The sequence below is a fragment of the Aristaeella lactis genome (assembly GCF_018118585.1).
Taxonomy (GTDB): Bacteria; Bacillota; Clostridia; order Christensenellales; family Aristaeellaceae; genus Aristaeella; species Aristaeella lactis.
Genome location: NZ_CP069421.1, coordinates 1,729,779 through 1,749,972 on the forward strand (window position 1 = coordinate 1,729,779; position 20,194 = coordinate 1,749,972).

General features: G+C 57.8%; 11 protein-coding genes. 3 read left to right on the plus strand and 8 right to left on the minus strand.

What is annotated here, in order from left to right; genetic code table 11:
- Nucleotides 1-21: 21 nt before the first annotated feature.
- The 4 genes from JYE50_RS07920 to JYE50_RS07935 form a co-directional block, all read right to left on the minus strand.
- A complete protein-coding gene (locus tag JYE50_RS07920; RefSeq protein ID WP_084095015.1) occupies nt 22-774 on the minus strand; it encodes a hypothetical protein in 753 nt (250 codons plus the stop codon).
- Nucleotides 775-884: 110 nt separating this feature from the next.
- Nucleotides 885-8,060, minus strand: a complete 7,176-nt coding sequence (locus JYE50_RS07925) for a Cna B-type domain-containing protein (RefSeq protein WP_084095016.1) — start codon at nt 8,058-8,060, stop codon at nt 885-887.
- Nucleotides 8,061-8,352: 292 nt separating this feature from the next.
- On the minus strand, nt 8,353-10,911 hold the full coding sequence (locus JYE50_RS07930; RefSeq protein WP_084095017.1) for a heavy metal translocating P-type ATPase: 2,559 nt from the start codon (nt 10,909-10,911) through the stop codon (nt 8,353-8,355).
- A gap of 14 nt (nt 10,912-10,925) precedes the next feature.
- A complete protein-coding gene (locus JYE50_RS07935) occupies nt 10,926-11,237 on the minus strand; it encodes a metal-sensing transcriptional repressor (RefSeq protein WP_084095018.1) in 312 nt (103 codons plus the stop codon).
- 162 nt (nt 11,238-11,399) lie between these two features.
- Here JYE50_RS07935 and JYE50_RS07940 point away from each other — a divergent pair, with 162 nt between their 5' ends.
- Nucleotides 11,400-12,578: a phosphoglycerate dehydrogenase gene (locus JYE50_RS07940; RefSeq protein ID WP_084095019.1), complete on the plus strand. Its 1,179-nt coding sequence runs from the start codon at nt 11,400-11,402 to the stop codon at nt 12,576-12,578.
- Between the two features lie 51 nt (nt 12,579-12,629).
- On the opposite strand, the gene JYE50_RS07945 is transcribed toward JYE50_RS07940, so the two are convergent.
- Nucleotides 12,630-13,847 (minus strand): L,D-transpeptidase, encoded by a 1,218-nt coding sequence (locus JYE50_RS07945; RefSeq protein WP_179138245.1) that lies wholly within the window; start codon nt 13,845-13,847, stop codon nt 12,630-12,632.
- Between the two features lie 394 nt (nt 13,848-14,241).
- Here JYE50_RS07945 and thrS point away from each other — a divergent pair, with 394 nt between their 5' ends.
- Entirely contained in the window at nt 14,242-16,026 is a 1,785-nt protein-coding gene (thrS, locus tag JYE50_RS07950) for a threonine--tRNA ligase (protein ID WP_084095021.1), read from the plus strand.
- 21 nt (nt 16,027-16,047) lie between these two features.
- On the plus strand, nt 16,048-16,860 hold the full coding sequence (locus JYE50_RS07955; RefSeq protein WP_084095022.1) for a Bax inhibitor-1 family protein: 813 nt from the start codon (nt 16,048-16,050) through the stop codon (nt 16,858-16,860).
- Between the two features lie 108 nt (nt 16,861-16,968).
- Here the strand turns inward: JYE50_RS07955 and JYE50_RS07960 are convergent, their stop codons facing one another.
- The 3 genes from JYE50_RS07960 to JYE50_RS07970 form a co-directional block, all read right to left on the minus strand.
- Nucleotides 16,969-18,462, minus strand: a complete 1,494-nt coding sequence (locus JYE50_RS07960; RefSeq protein ID WP_084095023.1) for an alpha-L-fucosidase — start codon at nt 18,460-18,462, stop codon at nt 16,969-16,971.
- Between the two features lie 97 nt (nt 18,463-18,559).
- On the minus strand, nt 18,560-19,090 hold the full coding sequence (locus JYE50_RS07965; protein WP_084095024.1) for a biotin transporter BioY: 531 nt from the start codon (nt 19,088-19,090) through the stop codon (nt 18,560-18,562).
- Between the two features lie 3 nt (nt 19,091-19,093).
- Complete coding sequence (locus tag JYE50_RS07970) at nt 19,094-20,071, minus strand: biotin--[acetyl-CoA-carboxylase] ligase (RefSeq protein ID WP_084095025.1); 978 nt, start codon at nt 20,069-20,071, stop codon at nt 19,094-19,096.
- Between the last annotated feature and the right edge of the window lie 123 nt (nt 20,072-20,194).

A 20,194-nucleotide genomic window follows, 5' to 3' on the forward strand; every position in this document is an offset into this window, starting at 1 on the left:
CCCGGGTCCCGGAAAACCCGTTCAGCCTTTTATTTCCTTGCATATAGCAGCATAGGCTTCCTCCAGGAAGTCCTCCATACTCTTCCGGGACCGGAATAATTTTAGAATCCGGTCCATCATACTTTCCCCCGTTTCACCGGGTTCGTAGAATTGGGGATAAGCCCTGTTCTCATACAGGGTATGTTTTCTTACGCTTTTCTCGTTCAGCGTTGGATCTACAATGATTTCCTCCAGGTACCACAGCGGATCCGGCCATGCGGGCTCAGTGACGTTTCCTCCGTGCATCTCATTCCATTTGTCAAAGAAAATCATGTGGTTGATCTCGTGAACTGCCCCGGAGAAGACCCTCTCCTCGTCCTGGTAGGAAACAAAGAAAACCTTTTCTGCGGCACTTCTCGGATAGAAGGGCAGGTATCCGGTGTAGCAGGTGATCACCGGCTGGTCCGGCTTCCATTCGTAGTTGAAAAGCCGGCAGCTGGCTTCGATAAACCCGTCCATGAACGTATCAAACCGTTCGGAAAAGTAATCCATCCTCTTCCGGATCTCTTCCCTGTTTTCCTCCAGCCGTTTTGTGACCGCCCGGCGGATCATCTCTTCCCTTTCGGCTTCATCCACGGCCCGGTCAATATCCCGCAGTTCCGGGTACAGGGCAAGCGTCTTTTCATAGAAAGGCCTGGTGGTATTATCCTTTTTTTCCTTCCCGAGATAGTTCCGGATAAACCGGATATTGTCCTCCGGATTGATCAGTTCCACTTTCACCCTTGGCAGAAACATGCTTGTATCCCTCGCTCAGTCAGCAAACTTTTTATCAGCATACCATGTACCGGGAATCCCCGGCAACAGGAAAATACCGGCTGTTCCCAGCCGGTATTCCCGTTTATTTCTTATTTCCTCTTGCGGGGCTTCATCAGCACACCGATTCCGATCAGGCCAATCAGGATCAGGCCTGCCCACAGCAGCGGGCTGGCGCTGTCCCCGGTCTGGGGTACCTTCTGGGGCTTCGACGTGTTCGTCGGCGCCGGTGTCGGTGTTGCGGTGGTTGTCGGTGTTGCGGTGGGTATTTCTGTCGGTTCAGGAGACTGTGAAGGATTCGGCGCTTCTTCTCCCTCATAGTTGTTTTCCAGCGTTGCCTTGCTCTGTTCGCCGCCCCTGATCGTACCCGTGGCTCCTTCCGCGCTGCCCTGGCTGAAACCCTTGGGCATGCTGTCCGCCGGCTGTGAAACCTCATAGGTCGCGCCGTCCGGCAGTCCGGTGATTACCGCGGTTTTGCCGCCTTCGATCAGGATGGTCCCGCGGCCGTCACTGTCCGTCACGTTCTGTGCGGGGCTTTCCGCCCTGTCACGGACATCCGATACAGTATACAGGCTGCTTTCTGCCCTGGCGGAAAGCCGTTTTTCCGGTGTGCCGGGAAGTGGATAGCCTGCCAGCGGTCTCCCTTCACGGTCCTTCAGGAGCACATTCACCCTGAATCTGGGAGGCTCCCAGTTCCAGGCCCACCAGGGTCTTGTATATCCCTTTGTCCTGATTTCAATGGCCAGCGATCCGGCTTTCCGGGTGTTCCGGAAGATGCCGTCACCCGATATCAGCTTCTGGTTCACGGTATGAATGCCGTCCGGGGAACTGATAATGGTCACCTTATACAGATCTTCGCCGGTATCATATTCCACCGCCGGATTGGTTCCTGCCGCTTCCCGGATCACATAGTAACGATCGCCGGCAGGGACCGGATCCACATATACATTCTCAAACTGGATTTTGCCGTCCGTTCCGTTCTTTGTCCGGGCAATTTCCGTTTCTGTCCTTCTGGTTTCATCTGTCTCCAGCAGCACAAACTCAAAAGGCTCCGCTGCGGGCTGCCCGTCCATCAGTTTCTCCGCCGTGAACCGGATCCCGGTCTTCAGGCGGTTTACAAGGGCCACAGGCTCCGCTTCGCCGTCCACATACAGTTCACCGTCCACCTTGCCGGTTCCGTGGCAGGCTGTGCACTCGCCGTCGCCCTCTGCCAGGTAAATCAGGGCCGCGGTACCGGCGTCTCCCATAAACAGATTAAGCAGGGTTCCGCTCTCCGCCGCGCTGTTCCATTCCGCTTCGGGGAATACATAAGCCACCTTGACCGTACAGGACGCGCAGGGTGGGTAAGAGGTCGTGTCAATCCCTAAATTCGTCGCGACCGAATTCATCGTCATGCTTCCACTGACGGGCGCCAGCACCGTGCCGTTCACGCGCAGCACTTTATACGGGCTCAACATGCTGAAGCAGTCCGGGCAGACCGTCCCGGTCTGGTTCGCGTGGGTGCATTCGTTAAATGTGAAGCCGTCACCGCTGCAGGCCCCGCAGGTCGTACCCGGGCTGGTCGGATCATATCCGGTCCCCTGGCAGGTGGAGCAGATCTCCAGGTACTGGCTGCTGAAATAATCACTCAGCGGAAGGATTCCGGTAAGCGTTCCGTCATTTGAGTCGACAAGCACCGCGGTCAGGCCGCCGCTCTCGCCGGTCCCGCCGCACATGGTGCAGTCCGCCTCCCAGTGCTTCAGCGTCTGTCCGGGCAGGGCCGTGAGGACTTCGCCGTCCGCCGCCTGGCCGATCTGCACGACTGCTTCGGCCGGCGTGGTCATATAGGCCACCGTCGGGTCCGTTCCCTGCACCTCGCTGATGAGGAACTTCACTTCCCCGATGCCGGTCTCTGCGGAGATCGAAGCCAGGTCGTTTTCCGTCAGGGTGATCTCCGGCGTGAAGGTGATGTTTCCGTCCGCGTCGTTCTTTCCGCGGGCGATGGGGGCCGAGCCGGCCGCGGCGCCGCTCCGCCGGACCTCAAAAGAGAATTCCTCCGGCTGCAGTGTCCGTCCCTGCAGCTCCTTGTGTGCCGTCAGGGCGATGTCCTTCCGCAGGCTGTATATGTTCGTAAACACCAGCGGGGTCGACGTGACCTTCAGGGTGCCGTCCATATTATCCCGGATTGTCACCGTCACGTCCCGCCGGGTCGTGTCATAGGTGACGTTGTTGTACGTCACGGTCCCGTCCGCGTTGGCCTGCGCACCGGCGGGCAGGGCCTCCTCCGCCCTGTAGTGCAGGACCTTCGTCCCGCCGTATTCATACATGGTATACGTGCTGTGATCGTCATATGACGCCCGGAACGTGAACATCGCGAGGCCGGTCTTCGTGCCGTCAGCCTCGGTCACCGTGCCCCGGCTCCCGCCGGTCTTCACTGTGGCGATGACCTGCCCATAGCTGTCGTTTTCATAGCCGTAATCGTTAAATTCGTTGTAGTCGGTCAGGTTGAAGGCGAATTCCTTTGCCTTCTGCTCCCGGCCTCGCAGGCGCTTCGTTCCGGTGATCGTGATGAATGTCGTTGCTTTGTACGTGTTGCGGAAGGAAAATGGCGTCTTCCGCCCCGTCCAGATCGTGCCGGTCACCTGGTCATGATACTGGTCCGTGGTCCAGCCCGTGCCCACAGTTTCCGTCACCATGCAGGACGTGTCATCAGGAATGCCGATGATGACCATGGCCTGTCCCGGCGGCAGCGTGAAGGTGTCGCCGTTGCGTACCGTTCCGCTGCCAATCTGCGCCGCTCCTTCCGGCAGGGTGGTGTACCCTGTGTACTGCGGTGCCTTATCGTACAGGACGTATTCGTACTGCCCGTCCAGAGACGCGCCGTCTTTTGTCATGTCCAGCGTAAAGGTGAACGACGGCACCGCCGTGTTCCCGTCCTTCGGCCTGCACTCGTCGCTCAGGATGCAGTAGATCATGGCATAGCCGAAATCAGGTTTTTTGAAGTTCCGGAAGGTCGTGAGGTCCTCCGGGTCGTACTCCGCCGTCACCGTGACCCCTGCCGGGGCCGCTTCCGTCTGCGCGAACCAGCCGTCCGGCACGCTGTGCTCCTCCAGGACATACTGGTATTCAAATCCGCCCAGCTCATAGCGGTCCAGGTCTTTGAATGTGTAGATCCACCGGCCTGAGCTGTCCGGTGTGACCTGGATCTGGCGCGTACCGTCCTCCGGCCCGGTGCTGGTGATCCGCCGGTACGCGATCCAGATGTTGCTGACCGTCGGTTCCGCCGGCGTTCCGTCCGGGTTCAGCCACAGCTTTTCACCCGTGAGGGTGAAGGTTTCCTTTTTGTGCGTGTTGACGATCTCCCAGGAACGTCCGGCCTCCCTGTACACCCCCGTGGTGTACCCGGGCACCGGGTCCTCCGTCACCGTATAGGTGTACGCGTTCCCGTTGCTGTCTGTGTCCGGCGCGTTCAGGAACACGCCCTTCCAGCCGCCCTCCGCGGTCAGGGTGAGATCCCGGTCGATCTTCGGGGAATCCGGGTCGGAGGTCCGCCCCTTCAGGTGCACCGTCACGCTGTCCGGGCGCAGCCCATCGCGGTTCTCCATATATTGGCCGTTGACACTTTCCCCGTCGTTCCAGGTCTTCCGCACCGAAACCACACCGGGCACGATGCCCACCCGGGAATACGCGCTCTCCAGCCGTGCCCTGGGCTGGGCCTGTTCGCTGTTCCCGGACTTGACGAAGGGGATATACACGGTTGTCGCCGCGTTGTAGGCATACATGTTGTTGGCGGGGTCCGCCGCGCCGGTCCAGTCGATATCGTCCGTGGACGCGGCGTTGTCCTTCTTGTGGTCGTAGGCACCCTTCGCGTTCCATGTGCCGTCATTGCCGTTGTCCGTCGGCGCAGCCATATTCAGGTAGACGGAGAGCTTCTCCCCCGGGTCCAGGACATAGGATGCTGCGATGTCCGCCTGGTTATAGCGCTCGGCGTTCACCGCAATGGCGGTCACTTTTCCCTTCAGTGCGTCCGGCACAGTCCAGACACCGTTTTCCAGGCTGCCGGTCACTTCGGTCCAGATATCCGTGTCGGTCAGCCTGTAGGCGCTGCCCCAGGCGCCGCTGTCAAAGTTGACCCATCCCCGCACGTTTGTGTCGATGTTGTTGTCAAACACCAGTCCGGACGTTGTGCTGTAGTACAGTCTTCCCATGCACCTGTCCCCGTACAGTTCGGACAGGTCCACGGACTCCAGCGTTCCCTTCCACTGGCCCTTGCCGTTCCAGGCGCCGCTCCAGGCCTTTTTCCCGTTCACGTCGTCCTGGTCGTACCCTTCGTGCGGCACATATTCCTCGAGGGCGTCGTAGATCAGGATTCCCATGGTCTTGGCGTCCTGCTTCGAGGCAACGGTCAGCCGGTAGGTGTATTTGCCGCCCTCGGTTACGGTGACCTGGTTCTCATCCCGGGTGCCCCTGCCCCAGGAGTCGCCCTGGTCCGCCCGGGCGTCCTTCCGGAATTCCACCTGCTCCGAGAGGTCAGCGTCCCGTATGCTCTCCGAGACGCGCAGGTACACGAACCGTTCCTCATCGCTGTCCGGGTCCAGGTCACTCATCCATCCGCGGATCTGCGAGTCGGAAATGCTGTAGAGGTAGGTGTTGGGGGTACCCGGCCATACGTCCGGATATCCGACGGTCTGGTAATAATTCTGATCCGTCAGGTTCCCCAGCCGGCCCGGGTTGCCCGATTCAAACGCCGCGTGGTAGACCGCGTACCCGTTACGGACTTTGTTGTAGTCCGACCACGGCACATACATATCCATGGAGATCTGGATTTTGTCCCCCCAGCAGTTGTTGGCCTGCGAATTATAGCTGGACAATTTTTTTGGATCCGGCGTCAGCGTCGCCTTCACCGTCACCAGGGTCCGCCCGCTGTTTCGGAAGTTTTCCGTCACCTTCACGTCGGTGACCCGGTCGCCGCTCCGCATCTGGATCGTCGACGTGTTCGGCACGAAGTGTTCCGGAAGCAGCAGGTACCAGGTCCCGGAGGTCTCCGGAGTGATGGCGCCCATCGCCACCGCTTCGTTGTATTTGGTCCCGTCCGTCACGTTGGCCTGTTCGTACACCGCCGCAAAGAGCGTCACCACGACGCGGCGGTTCGCCGGATCGTTCGAGGTTCTGGTGTACGTGTAATCCCCGGTCGAGGGCATGGATCCGTAGACCTTGTAGCCGGCCTCCGTCAGCGTGGACAGGCTGCTGTCGCTGCTCTCGGTTGTGTAGTCGTCGTTGGCCTCCAGCCACGCGGTCTGCTCCGGCAGCACCTCGTCCTGCCGCTCCGCGCTCTGGTAGAAGGTCGTCACTTGCCGTGCTTCGTTCTTCAGGACGACGTTCGTGTAGCCCTGAAGGCGCTCTTCCGCCAGCTCCATCACATGCGCGGACGGTAGGATCGTCACCTTCGGCCACACCGCCAGCTTGCAGGCGGCCTGGTTCGTCGCAATCACCGTCCGGTAACCGGTCACGTTCGCGTCCGCCGGGAAGGTGATCTTCTTCGTCCCGCTGCGTACTGCCACCGTCTGGTACAGCTCCCAGCTCCCGCTCTTGTTCTTCTCGATCCAGACCTCCACGTCCGGTTTCGGCAGGCGGTTGTCGGGCCTGTAGCCGAATTCAGAACCCGGGATCTGGTACGTATCCGACGTCTGGCGCCCGTAGGAGAACATCTCCGGCGCCGCGATGGTGATGCTGTCGAAGTAGTAGTCCCCTGCCCCGAGGTTCCCGCCGTTGCTGATGTTCGCCACGGAAACCGTATCGTCCGTGGTCTCCATCCGGTAGGTCCAGTTCAGGTAATGGGAGGGGTCCTCTTCCCAGCCTTCCGGCATGTCCGGCACCTCGCTCGTCGGGCCCGCGGTGTACGAATAGCCGTACCCCACGGTAAGCACCTCGAAGTCCAGCGTTACGCTCTTTCCGTTGCGCAGCGCGCCGACGGCCATCTCGTAGGTCTTGTCCTTTTTGTGGCTCTGGGAGCTGGTGCTCCCATCCGGCCGGTCCTTCACCGGGGTATTGTGCGTATGGCTGGGCTGCGAGCCCGAATACTTATACACGCCAAACGTTCCCGCAGGATACTCCCATCCCGCGTGCAGATAGTTCGCCGACGCCGTCGCCCCGGCCCGGGAGACTTCCCTCGGGTCGCCGGCCTGCTCCGGGTCGGCTTCCGTCAGCGTCCACTGCGACGCCGCGCGGATCGTATAGGTTTTGTTGTTCTGCATCTGGTCCGTGGGATACGCCGCCCAGATTTCCCGGGCCCGGTAGTCGTTCCATCCCCGGCCGTCATAGTTGTACCGGACCGTCTGCCGGCTGTAGTGCTCCCCGGCCTGCTCGCCGGAGGTCTCCGTGCCGACCGTCCCGCCGCTGACGTTGACCTCACCCAGGATGATGCCCGGGATCGAGACCCCGTTTCCTTCCGCCACCCCGGCCCACACGTCCATGTCCAGGCTGAAGTACTGCGTGCCTTCATACAGCGGCCAGGTTTTCCAGCGCACAAACACATACTTATTCGCCGTTTCCGGGCCGCCGGGCAGGTTCTCCTTCGCGCCTGCCGGAACGCTTTCCGGCGTCGAGTACACCTGGGCGGACATGCCCGCGCCGGGATCACTCAGGCATTCCCTCGTGTCGATGGCCGCCGTCAGTTCCTGGGTGCTCATGGTGTCCTTCACGCCGCTGCGGGTCGTGACCTCCACCGTGGCCTTCAGGGGATCGCTGGGCCGCATATCCACGATCTTCGAAACCACGATCCCGGTGATCGTACACTCGAAATTAATATCCGCCGCGGCATCGATAGCCGCGTCGTTGACGATGGCGTACTGCCCGTTCTCCGCTTCCTCCCAGTGCCAGGCGGAACTCTCGCTCGGTGCGTCCGGAACGGAGAAGGTCATTCCGCCGCATCCCGCCGACATAACCGCACCATCAGCGTAGTATGTGCTCCGCTCATGCCAGATCTGCCGCGGAAACAGGATCCGGACAGAACCCGGCTCATGCGGTTCCTGTCCTGTCAGGACGGCGTTGATCTGGAACTGCATGCTGATTTCCGAATCGTCGCTGTGCTTCCGGATAAACAGCCGGTTCGCCTGCCCGTCCGACGGGCTGTCCGGCGTCATCCACTCGATCTTCGCGCTCCGGATCTGATTGCCCTGTGAGGCGCCCTCCGCATATCCGGCAGACAACGGCATTACACTGTTTATACCGATAATCAGCGTAAGGATGGCAAGTAAAAGAAATATCCGTCGTCTGAAGCTTCTGATCATGATGCGTTCACTCCGTCATCTGAAAGTGGGGGCTTTTGCGGAAAGGATCGGGTTTTTTACAATCGTCTGAAAGTTGTCTGTACTTCTGTGAATCAATTAATTCATGATATCATAACGTTTATACGCCGTACAATGCATGACGGCGAATGAATATTACATTTTTTCAGTTTTTTTATTACATTTTTACAATTATTGCTGTTCTTTTCCTGTTCTTCACTCCTTTCACGGTTTTCAGACAGAAAAAAAGAGGCATCCCGCCTCTTTCCGGCCGGATGCCTCCGCATATATTCTGTTACTCGATCCCTTCGAAAGTGAAGTCCCTGGCTTCCACAGCTGCCTTCACCGCGGCTTCATCCAGGTCTCCGGACAGGGTAATGACCGCGGTGCCCGCCTCATGGCTGACCACGGCTTCTGTGATAAAGGGAAGCGCCTCCAGGGCCTTCTTCACAGAGGCCTCGCAGTGTCCGCACATCATACCTTTGATTTTTACCGTCTTTGTCATGGTTCCGTTCCTCTCTTTCTTTTGTTCCTCTTTGATTGATTCAGTGATGGTAAGGGGTATATTCGCCGCTTTCAGCGGTTTATCCTTTGCCGGATCCTTCAGCCTGAACAGGTTCAGCCGCAGGGCGTTCATGCACACCGTAAAGCTGGAAAGGCTCATGGCCGCCGCGCCGATCATCGGGCTCATCTTCCATCCGAACAATCCCGCCGCAAGCGGAATGCAGATCAGGTTGTAGAAAAATGCCCAGAACAGGTTTTCGTGTACGTTCCGCACCGTTCCCCTGCTCAGCCGGATCGCGGCAGCCGCGTCTGTCAGGCTGGAATTCATCAGCACAATGTCTGCGCTGTCCACTGCCACGTCCGTCCCCGCGCCGATGGCGATTCCGGTGTCCGCCCGGGTTAATGCCGGTGCGTCGTTGATTCCGTCGCCCACCATGGCAACCCGGCCGTATGCCTGCAGCTTCCGGATCACTTTCTCCTTGCCTTCCGGCAGAACTCCGGCCACCCATTCATCCACCCCGGCCTGTGCCGCGATGGCCTGTGCCGTCCGCTCGTTGTCGCCCGTCAGCATCACCACCCGCAGTCCCTGGTTCTTCAGCTGCCGGATTCCTTCCTGTGAATCCTCCCGGATCCGGTCCGCCACAGCGATCACGCCCAGCAGTTCCCCGTCCGCCTCAAAGAACAGCGGGGTTTTGCCCTGCTCCGCCAGCGCTTCAGCCTGCCGGTTCAGTTCCTCCGGCACCCTGACCAGGCTGCCGATATAGCTGCCGCTGCCGCCCCGGAGCCGTTTTCCTCCGGCGGTGCCTTCCAGTCCGTTACCCGGTAGTGCCCGGAAATCTGAAATACTGTCCGGTTTCATCTGCCGTTCTTCAGCTGCCCTCAGAATGGCCTTGGCCAGCGGGTGCTCGCTTCCCTGCTCCAGGGCAGCCGCCCTGCTGAGCAGTTCCGTTTCTGTCTTTCCTCCTGCGGGAATCAGGTCCGTCACCCCCGGCTCTCCGGAGGTGATCGTTCCGGTCTTATCCAGTGCGATAATCTGCGCTTTTCCTGCCGTTTCCAGTGCTTCCCCTGTCTTGAACAGGATGCCGTTCCTTGCCCCCAGGCCGTTTCCGACCATAATGGCTACAGGTGTGGCAAGTCCCAGCGCGCAGGGGCAGGAGATCACCAGCACGGAGATGCCCCTGGCTACCGCGTCCCCCGCGGACGCGCCGGCGATCAGCCAGCCCGCTGTTACGATCAGGGCAATCACGATTACAGCCGGCACAAAAACGCCGGAAACCTTATCCGCGATCCGGGCGATCGGCGCCTTGGTCGCGGCGGCATCGGAAACCATCCGGATGATCTGGCTCAGGGTGGTATCCTCTCCCACCCGGGTAGCACGGCAGGTCAGGAAACCGGACTGGTTGATCGTCGCCGCGCTGACCTGATCTCCTTCCGCTTTATCCACCGGGATCGATTCACCCGTCAGGGCGGATTCATTCACCGCGCCTGTCCCGGAAAGAACCATGCCGTCCGCCGGAATGCTTTCCCCGGGATGTACCACAAAGGTGTCTCCGGCTTTTACAGCGGAAATGGGGACTTTCTCCTTTTTGCCGTTCCGGAGCAGAACAGCCGTCTGCGGGGCCAGTTTCATCAGGCTTTTCAGCGCGCTGGTTGTTTTTCCTTTGGAACGGGCTTCCAGCATCTTGCCGACGGTGATCAGGGCCGGAATCATCGCTGCAGATTCAAAGTACAGCTGACCGTGATACAGATCCATCAGATCGCTGTTGGATGCCCCCGCTGTAATCATCCCGCACATACGGTAGAATACAAACAGGCTCCAGCCAAAGGATACCGATGATCCCAGCGCAACCAGCGTATCCATGTTCGGGGCACCGTGCGCCAGGGAACGGAATCCGCTGGTGAAAAACTTCCCGTTTATAATCATCACGATCAGTGCCAGCAGCATCTGGGTCAGCGTCAGTGCCAGGTGGTTGTGGACCAGGAATGCCGGCAGCGGCCATCCTGCCATATGATGTCCCATCGTGATATACATCAGCACCGCCAGGAATCCAACCGACAGCAGCAGCCTGCGCTTCAGCTTCGGGGTTTCCCGGTCCTTCAGTGCTTCTTCCTGCGCGGTCAGGTAATCCGCCTTTTGTTCTCCGGACGGCGCTCCTTTCAGGCTGGCGCCGTATCCTGCCGCCTCCACCGCGCGGATGATCTCCTCCTGCGAGGCGGTTCCCTCCACGCCCATGGAATTGGTCAGCAGACTCACGGAAACCGTATCCACGCCGGGCACTTTTGCCACTGCCTTCTCCACCCTGGCCTGGCAGGCTGCACAGCTCATGCCGGTCACAATATATTGTTCCATGGTTCCCTCTTTTCTTATTTCATGAGCTTCTGCATAACTTTCACAAACTCGTCGATGGCCTCTTCTTTTCCGCTCCGGATATCCTCCGATACGCAGCTGCGGATATGGCAGGCCAGCAGTTCCCGGTTAAAGCTGTTCAGCGCGGCGCTCACCGCGGATACCTGGATCAGGATGTCCGGGCAATAGGCATCCTCTTCCACCATCTTCTGGATTCCCCGGATCTGGCCTTCCGCCAGTTTCAGCCGCCGAAGGAGGGCGTTCTGTTCCTCCGCCGTGCGCTTCTTTTTCCTTTCGCCGCAGTGCGGGCACGTATTATTCTCACTCATTGCTTTCATCTCCGTCTCTCGTCAGATACCCCCTCCGGGTATCATCATCTTATACCCTCCCGGGGTATTTGTCAACACTGTTCTTTTCCTGCCCTTTCCTTGACCGCCCTGTTCCTTCGTGCTACGATTGGAAACTGATATGAGGAAAGGAGCACTTGATTTATGAAAGACCGTAAAATCTTTTGCCTGAATAATATTGCGAAGGTTGGGACAAACTGTTTCCGTTCCGGTTATACGCTGACTGATTCCATCGACGAGGCTGCCGGCGTGCTGGTCCGCTCCGCCGATATGAAGGAAATGTCCTTCCCCGCCGGTCTCCGGGCGATTGCCCGCGCGGGCGCCGGCGTCAACAATATCCCGCTGGACCGCTGCGCGGAAGAAGGCATTGTGGTCTTCAACACTCCCGGTGCCAACGCAAACTCCGTCAAGGAACTGGTGCTCTGCGGCATGCTCCTGGCTTCCCGTGACATTGCCGGCGGCATCTCCTGGGTCCGGGAGAACGCGGAAGATGAAAACATCGCCAAAACCACCGAGAAGGCCAAGAAAGCCTTTGCCGGCACAGAACTCAAGGGAAAAACCCTGGGCGTCATCGGACTGGGTGCCATCGGCGTCCTGGTCGCCAACGCGGCAGTCTCCCTGGGGATGAAAGTTTACGGCTTTGACCCCTATCTGTCTGTCAGCCATGCCTGGAACCTTTCCCCCATGGTCATCCATGCGGAAAAAGTTGAGGAAATCTACGCGGTCAGTGATTTCATCACCATTCATGTGCCCGCCACTCCCGCCACAAAGGGAATGATCGGCGCCGACGCCATCGCCCAGATGAAGAACGGTGTAGTCATCCTGAACTTCGCCCGGGATACCCTGGTGGATGAAAAAGCCCTGGCCGGCGCGCTCGAATCCGGTGTCGTGCACCGCTATGTGTCCGACTTCCCGACGCCCGCCAGCGCCCATATGAAGAATGCCATCGTGATCCCGCACCTGGGTGCCTCCACCGAAGAGGCAGAAGACAACTGCGCCATCATGGCGGTCAAGCAGCTGCAGGATTATCTGGACAACGGCAACATTCACAACTCCGTCAATTATCCGGAAATGAACCTTGGCGTCTGTGAAACCGATGCCCGGGTCGGTATCCTTCACCGGAACATCCCGAACATGCTCAGCCAGATCACAAACTTCTTCGGAAACCAGGGGCTGAACATTGAAAACCTGGCCAACAAGAGCCGCGGCGATTATGCCTACACACTCCTGGACCTGAGCCATCCCATGCCCCATGACACAGTGGAACGCCTGAAGGAAATCGACGGCGTCATCCGTGTGCGCAGGATCGTGGAAAACAAATAATTCTCCTGTAAATGTGAACCGCTTCCGGCATCTGGCCGGAAGCGGTCTTTTTTATTTCTTTTTCTTTGCTTTCTTTTCTTCGTATACAGGCATCACCTCACCGGGGGAAGATTCCTGGTGAATCCGGTTGATTTCTTCCAGGGCTTCTTTCCGGGGGCTCGGCATGCAGTATGGGCAGGGCTTCAGTTTGCTGTAGTCAGCCTCCTCCAGTTCTCCGTAAGTGAAGGCGTTCAGCGGCAGGAACTTCTTCTTCACGCTGGCACAGTCCGCCACAGAATGATACAGGGAGCCGCCCTTCGGGTTGTAGTACAGAGGTGTATCGTCCTCCGGTATTTTCACCTGCCGTCCCTGATAATCCTCCCAGATGACCAGCTTGATGCAGTTTTTATCCTTGCGTTTCTTGATCAGGTTTGCCAGTACCGACATGTTATAACCCGCCGTGTTCTTCTTCGCCTGCACCCGGATGCAGCCGTGGCTTGCCCGGTTTCCGAGGATCTCTTCAAATCCGCGGAAGTTCTTGGTTCCGTCCGCGTTTTTCCGGTGGGGAACCTCATGGATATAGTCAGCAGCATTGAACTTCAGGGCATAGCTGCAGACCATGCCTGACTCCTCGTCGTTCAGGGAGCCCGTCTTGGTATAGATAATCAGGTATTCACCGGACCGGGTTTCGTTATAGGGCTGCTGTTTTTTTGCGTCCGGATTGTATTTGCCTGTGGACACCGCCAGGGACGTTTCCAGGTGGCCGTCCTTGAACAGGTACAGCCGCTGGGTCAGCTTGTCGATAATGATGCCGTAGTTCTGGTTGACGTTAACGGTCTTCAGCTTTTTAGTCAGGATATAGCCGGTCACAAAGGCATTGAAGTTCAGCACCTTGCTGTCATGGAAGCTGGTGGAATAGGTCTGCACCTTGGTCCATCCGTTATCCAGCGTTTCCAGCACCCGCAGGCCCTGGCTCTGGCCGGTGACCATGCCGATCCCCTCGCTGTTTTCATCCGGTTCGGAATAGATCACCGTCTGCTTGTTCATGTCGATGTCCGCCACTGTGATCGGGGCAGTCAGCATCTTCCAGATGGCTTTCTCGTCCTCCAGGTTCATCGGCGTACACCAGTAGCTGCCCGTGTCATCCTGCGCCGGCTCCTCTTCGGAGCGGTATGCCGGGGTGATCTCAGAAGGTTCCGGTTCCACACCCAGCAGGAAATCCTCACCCTGCGCGCCGCAGGCTGAAAACAGGATCATAAACAGTAGTATAAATGTAATCGCTCTGCGCATTTCATTCCTCCGCCGCCGGTTTCCGCGGCCCGCATATTTTATCATGCGCCGCTCTTCACTGTCAAAAAACCGGTCTGTCTAAAAAACGATAAACCCCTTGATTTTCTTCCCCGGTGGGGGTATACTGCCTGTATCCTTTCCAGATGAAGGGAAACACGCGGTCAGGATACCGGTTCACAGAGAGCGGGAAAAGGTGCAAGCCCGCAGCAAGGCCCTGATACGATACCATTCCCGGATGAAAAGCGGCTGCCGCCCGATACCGCGGCTCAATGAGTGGTTTTACAACAAGCAGGGTGGAACCGCGAATGCTTATCCAGCATCCGTCCCGGCACAAGAATGCAGGGCGGATGTTTTTTTGTACACAGACGCCCGGAAACAAAAGGAGGGTAAACCCATGAAGATCATCTACAACGACGGTCATGTTGCGGAATGTCCTGAAGATCAGGAACTGGAAGTTCTCCGCCACTCCGCGGCCCACATCATGGCCCAGGCGGTGAAACGCCTGTACCCCGACGCCCACTTTGCCTATGGTCCCGCCACTGAAAAGGGTTTCCATTATGACATCGACCTGGGCGACGTCAAACTCACGGATGAGGATCTGCCCGCCATCCAGGCGGAAATGCAGAAGATCGTGAAGGAGAATCTCCCCTTCAAGGTCTATCCCCTGCCCCGTGACGAGGCGGTTCAGCTGATGAAGGACCGCGGCGAGATCTACAAGGTAGAGCACATCGCTGACCTGGCCGATGATGCTGTCATCACCTTCTATCAGCAGGGTGACTACATTGACATGTGCGTCGGTCCGCACCTCACCTACACCAAGGCTCTGAAGGCTTTCAAGCTCACAGCCCTTTCCGGTGCCTACTGGAAGAACAACCAGAACAATAAGATGCTCACCCGTCTCAACGGCGTTGCCTTCCGCAACCAGGAAGAGCTGGCCGCCTATGAGAAGCAGGTGGAGGAAGCCAAAGCCCGTGACCACCGCCGCATCGGCCGTGAGATGGGCCTGTTCATGACAGACGACCTGGTCGGTAAGGGACTGCCCATGTTCCTGCCCAAGGGATATACCGTCTGGCGTGAGCTGGAAAACTACATCCGGGATAAGGAACTCCGCCTGGGTTATCAGCATGTTATGACCCCCTGCGTCGGCACCGTCGATCTGTATCGCACCAGCGGCCACTGGGATCATTACAAGGACAACATGTTCCCCGCCATGGAGGTGGAAGGCGAAAGCTTCGTGCTGCGCCCCATGAACTGTCCCCATCACATGATGATCTACGCCAACCGCCTGCATTCCTACCGCGATCTGCCCATCCGCATCGGTGAAATCGCCCACGATTTCCGGTTCGAGCCCAGCGGCACCCTGAAGGGGATTGAGCGCGGCCGTCACTTCTGCCAGAATGACGCTCACCTGTTCGTCACTCCCGAGCAGATCAAGGACGAGGTTGCCAGTGTGGTCAGCCTGATCCGCGAAGTGTATCAGGATTTCCACATCACGGACTACCGCTGTGTCCTGAGCCTGCGGGATCCGGAAGATAAGGTCAAGTATCATCAGGATGATGAAATGTGGAACCGTGCTGAATCCGCCCTGCGTGAAGTACTGAAGGAGCTGAACATCGACTTCACGGAAGAGATCGGTGAAGCGGCCTTCTACGGTCCGAAGCTGGACGTGAACGTCAAACCCGCCATCGGTGCCGAGTACACCCTGAGCACCTGTCAGCTGGACTTCTGCCTGCCGGCCAAGTTCAACCTGAAGTATGTGGACCAGGACGGTTCCGAAAAGACCCCCGTCGTGCTTCACCGCGCAATCCTGGGTTCCATCGACCGCTTCATGGCTTACCTGATCGAGGAAACCAAGGGTGCCTTCCCGCTGTGGGTTGCTCCCGTACAGGTCAAGGTGCTCCCCGTCAGCGACAAGAGCATGGAATATGCGGCAAAGATCACCAATGCCCTGCTGGACGACGGTATCCGCGCTGAGCTGGACGAGCGTAACGAAAAGATCGGCTACAAGATCCGTTACGCCCGCCAGGAGGACAAGGTTCCCTACATGCTGATCATCGGCGAGAAGGAAATCAACGAGAACACGGTTTCCGTCCGCGACCGCGCAACAGACCAGACCACCTCCATGACCCTGGATGAACTGATCAAAAAGCTTGAAAAGGAAATCACGGAACGCCTGTAATTGAAAAGAGGTGTATATGCAATGATCTGTCCGAACTGCCAGGCTGAAAACGACTCTTTCGCCTCAACCTGCCATGCCTGCGGAGCCCCGCTGGAGCAGGCCGGCCGTGCAGCGTCGCCCGAAGCCGTGAAGGCTGTCACCACCACCGGCCTGGTCCTGGGCAAAAAAGCCCGTGAGCTCCGGCTCAACACTCCGGTGGATCCTCATGCCCTCATCAGCGCCCGTGCCTATAACGGCACCATCGCGGTTGTGCTCCTGTGGGGCCTGCTGGTCAATTACCTGCTGTGTGAGTTTGTCGGCACCTCAATCTTTACCGTCAATCCCATCGTCCTGCTGGTCGGTTATATGGTGCTTGCCCTCTGCGGTATCATCATTTCTTCCAGGTCCCGTAACCCGCTGATCAGTTTTCTGGGGTACAACCTGGTGGTGATTCCCTTCGGGCTGGTTATTACCCTGATGGTGGAAACCTACGGCGGCATCGGCTCCAAAGTGGTATCGGACGCCTTCCTGTACACTCTGCTGATTTCCATCGGCATGATGGCCTGCGTTATGATCGCCCCGGATTTCTTTTCCAGACTGGGCGGTACCCTCGCCGGTGTGCTGATCGGCCTGATCGTCTGTGAGATCCTTCTGCTGATTTTCGGCGTGAAGCAGCAGATTACAGACTGGCTCGTTGCCGGTCTCTTCTGCCTGTATATTGGCTATGATATCCACCGTGCCCAGCAGTTCTCCTTTACCCTGGACAACGCGGTGGACTCTGCACTGGACATCTATATGGATATCGCCAATCTCTTCATCCGGATCCTGAGCATCCTCGGAAAAAGAAGAGACTGATTGATTTCCAAAGCAAAATTCCCCGTACCTTGCGGTACGGGGTTTTCTTTTGGTCTTCATCCACATGCATCCGTCAAACGGCAAACGGCAAACATTATGAATTATGAATTATAAATTCACCTTCAGTACATTCGCGCAGAAACCGGGAAGCTTCTCCGGCAGCCTCACCAGGAGAACGCCCAGCTCCTTCCTGAATTCAACTGCTCCGTATCCCAGCAGCTCCACGCTCTTCACTTCGTCCTCCGCAAAGCTGCGCAGCGTCACTGTTTCTCCGCCCTTCGCGCCCAGCAGGAAGGCGTATACTGTGCCGTCCTTCTGTACGAAGCGGACGTCGCTCAGGTTCCAGTCGGTCTTTTCCTCAGTGAAGCCGTCAATCTTCACCCTGGTTTCCCCTTCGCCGAAGGTCCGCCACGGCCTCGTTCCGTATACTGCCTCACTGTTGATTGCGAACCACTCTGCCAGCTTGTCCAGGATGAATTCCGCGTCCTCATCGATGGTGCCGTCCGGCCTCTGGAGGACGTTCAGCAGCATGACGCCGTTCTTGGAGATGATATCCACCAGCATCTCAATGATCTGTTCCGGACTCTTGTAGGGATAATGCACATCATAGAACCAGTTGCCGATGCAGGTGTCCGTATGCCAGGGTTCCGGCATGATACCGGGCAGCTGGCTCTTCTCGATATCCAGCACGCCAACGCTGAAGATTTCTTCCCGCCGGTCCTTCTGCAGGTAAACAGCCCGGTTCTCTCCATACCGGTCAATGGAGGTATTATAAAGCCTCGCTACTGCCTGCAGGCCGCGGTCGTACACCGAAAGGTCTTTCAATTCGCCCTGCTCCGCCATCCAGTGTTCCCCGAAAGGCAGTACGCCGTCGGAATACAGCAAATCCGGCTGGAACCGGTCGATCATCTCATTAACGCACTTCAGCCAGTAGTCCCGGAACTGTTCATTCCCTGTATACCACGGGTTAAGGTCCTCCCCTGTTCCGTGTCCCTGGTTTGCGTGATAGAAATCCTGATAAGCCGGATCATTGCCGTCATAGGGCACACCTGCATAGGGTCCGGTCTTGTCGCAGCCTTTGTTCACCCGCCACCAGGAAAAGGATGCCCCCAGGTGTTCACTGATGCCGAAGGGCAGGTGGTACTTGTCCGCCGCAGCCTTCCACATGGCCAGGATATCCTTTCCCGGTCCAACGTTCACACTGTTCATGCGGTTGATTTTGGAGTCATAGTTAAAGAAATGGTCATGATGCACTGCCTGTGTCATCAGGTACCGGGCCCCGGCCTTGTAGTATTTCGCCATCAGTGCGTCCGGATCAAACTTCTCCGCCTTCCACAGGGCGCAGATATCCTTATACCCGAATTTGGAAGGATGCCCGTAATGCCGCAGGTGGTATTCATACTGCGGCTGTCCCTGGATATACATATTCCGGGCATACCAGTCCCCGAACATCGGTACGCTTTGGGGACCCCAGTGGCTCCAGATTCCGAATTTGGCATCCCGGAACCATTCCGGTGCGGAATATTGCCGCAGTGACTCAAACGTCGGTTCAAACTTCATATTTGCAACCCGCTCTTTCTTTGTTGTATTGGCTGCCTCCATTATACACGAAACGTTTCTGTTGCCTACTGTTTTTTTTATTTACAGATAAAAAAAGCATGTACGTTTCCCGTACACGCTTTCAGCATCAATGATGATATTATGAATTCTTTGCGAAGACAGCTTTTCTGAGCGTCTGTGTGATCAAAGCCGTTGCGGCGACTTTGATCGCGTCTCCCGGCAGGAACGGGATTACGCACAGGGAGAGCGCAGCCCCAAGGGCGTTCCCTGTATGCTGCATGAAGACGATCGTTCCGATGGCGTACAGAACCACTGTCCCGGCTGTCATCATCAGCACGTGGAACCACCAGCCGGTATTGTCCCGTTTCTCCGCTCCCACGCCGGAAAGATACGCGCAGGGCAGGTATCCGATCAGGTAGCCGCCGGTCACCCCGGCCAGCTTTTGGAATCCGCCGCTGAACCCGCTGAAAACCGGTACTCCGATGATGCCGATCAGCAGGTAAAGTCCCACGGCGATAGTTCCTTTTTTCCGTCCCAGCACCGATCCTGCCAGGTAGACCGCGAAAGTTGCCAGGGACAGCGGGATCGGCCCCACGGGGATCGTCAGCGGTCCCGCCACGCAGATCAGCGCCGCCATCACGGCAATCAGTGTCATATCTTTTGTTTTCATGTTTTACTTATCTCTCTTTTCCGTCAGTTTCAGGCTTACCTCACCGTAGTTCAGGCAGGTGCGCCCCTCCGGAGTTTCAATCACCAGCCGGCCCTGGTCGTCAATATCCACCGCTTTGGCGGGATACCTTTTGTCACCCTCGATCACCGTCACTGTCCGGCCGATCACATTGGACCTTTTCCGGCTTTCCGCCAGGAAATGCCCTGTCCCCAGATCACCCAGCAGGGCTTCTGTCTCATTCAGGATCTCTGCGATCAGCCTGTTCCGTTCCGGCGCTTCACCGCATTCATTGCCGATGGAGGTGGCAATATCCTTCAGCTCAGGCGGAAACTGCATACGTGCCGTGTTCACACCGATCCCGACTACAGCGTATTCCAGCCTGCCGGCTTCCATGCCCAGGCCGGCTTCGCACAGAATGCCGCAGATCTTCCGGTCGTTTACATACAGGTCATTCACCCATTTGATATCAGCCTTCACATCCGCGGTTTTCTCCACCGCCCTGGCTGTTGCCACCGCCGCCAGGGATGTCAGCAGCCCCGCCCGGTCCGGTGCACAGTCCGGCCGCAGGATAATGGTCAGGTATACGCCGCTGTGATCCGGAGAGAAGAAGCTGCGTCCCTGCCGCCCGCGCCCGCCGCTCTGGCTGTCAGCAATGATGACCGTGCCGTGCTTTGCGCCGTTCGCAGCCAGTATCTTGGCCCGGTTATTGGTGGAATCAAGCCGGTCATGGATCTCGAGCTCCCTGCCCAGCTCCCGGGTCTTCAGCCATCTGCGGATGCCTGCCTCTGTCAGCACGTCCGGAGCGGAGACCAGCCTGTATCCGCGGTTCGTCACCGCTTCGATCTCATAGCCGTCTTCCCGCAGGCGCTTCATCACCTTCCACACCGCGTTCCGGCTGACACCCAGTTCCTTCGCCAGCTGTTCACCGGACACAGTATCTCCTGTTTCCAGCAGTGCCAGAGCCTTTTCCCTGATATACATGCAGGCCCTCCCCTCCGTTTCATTCCGGGAGATGATACCATTCCATCACCCGATCGTCAACCATTTCTGCGCATTATGGGTGACAATTCATTTCATGGACATTTTTCTTTTCTCTATGGTAAA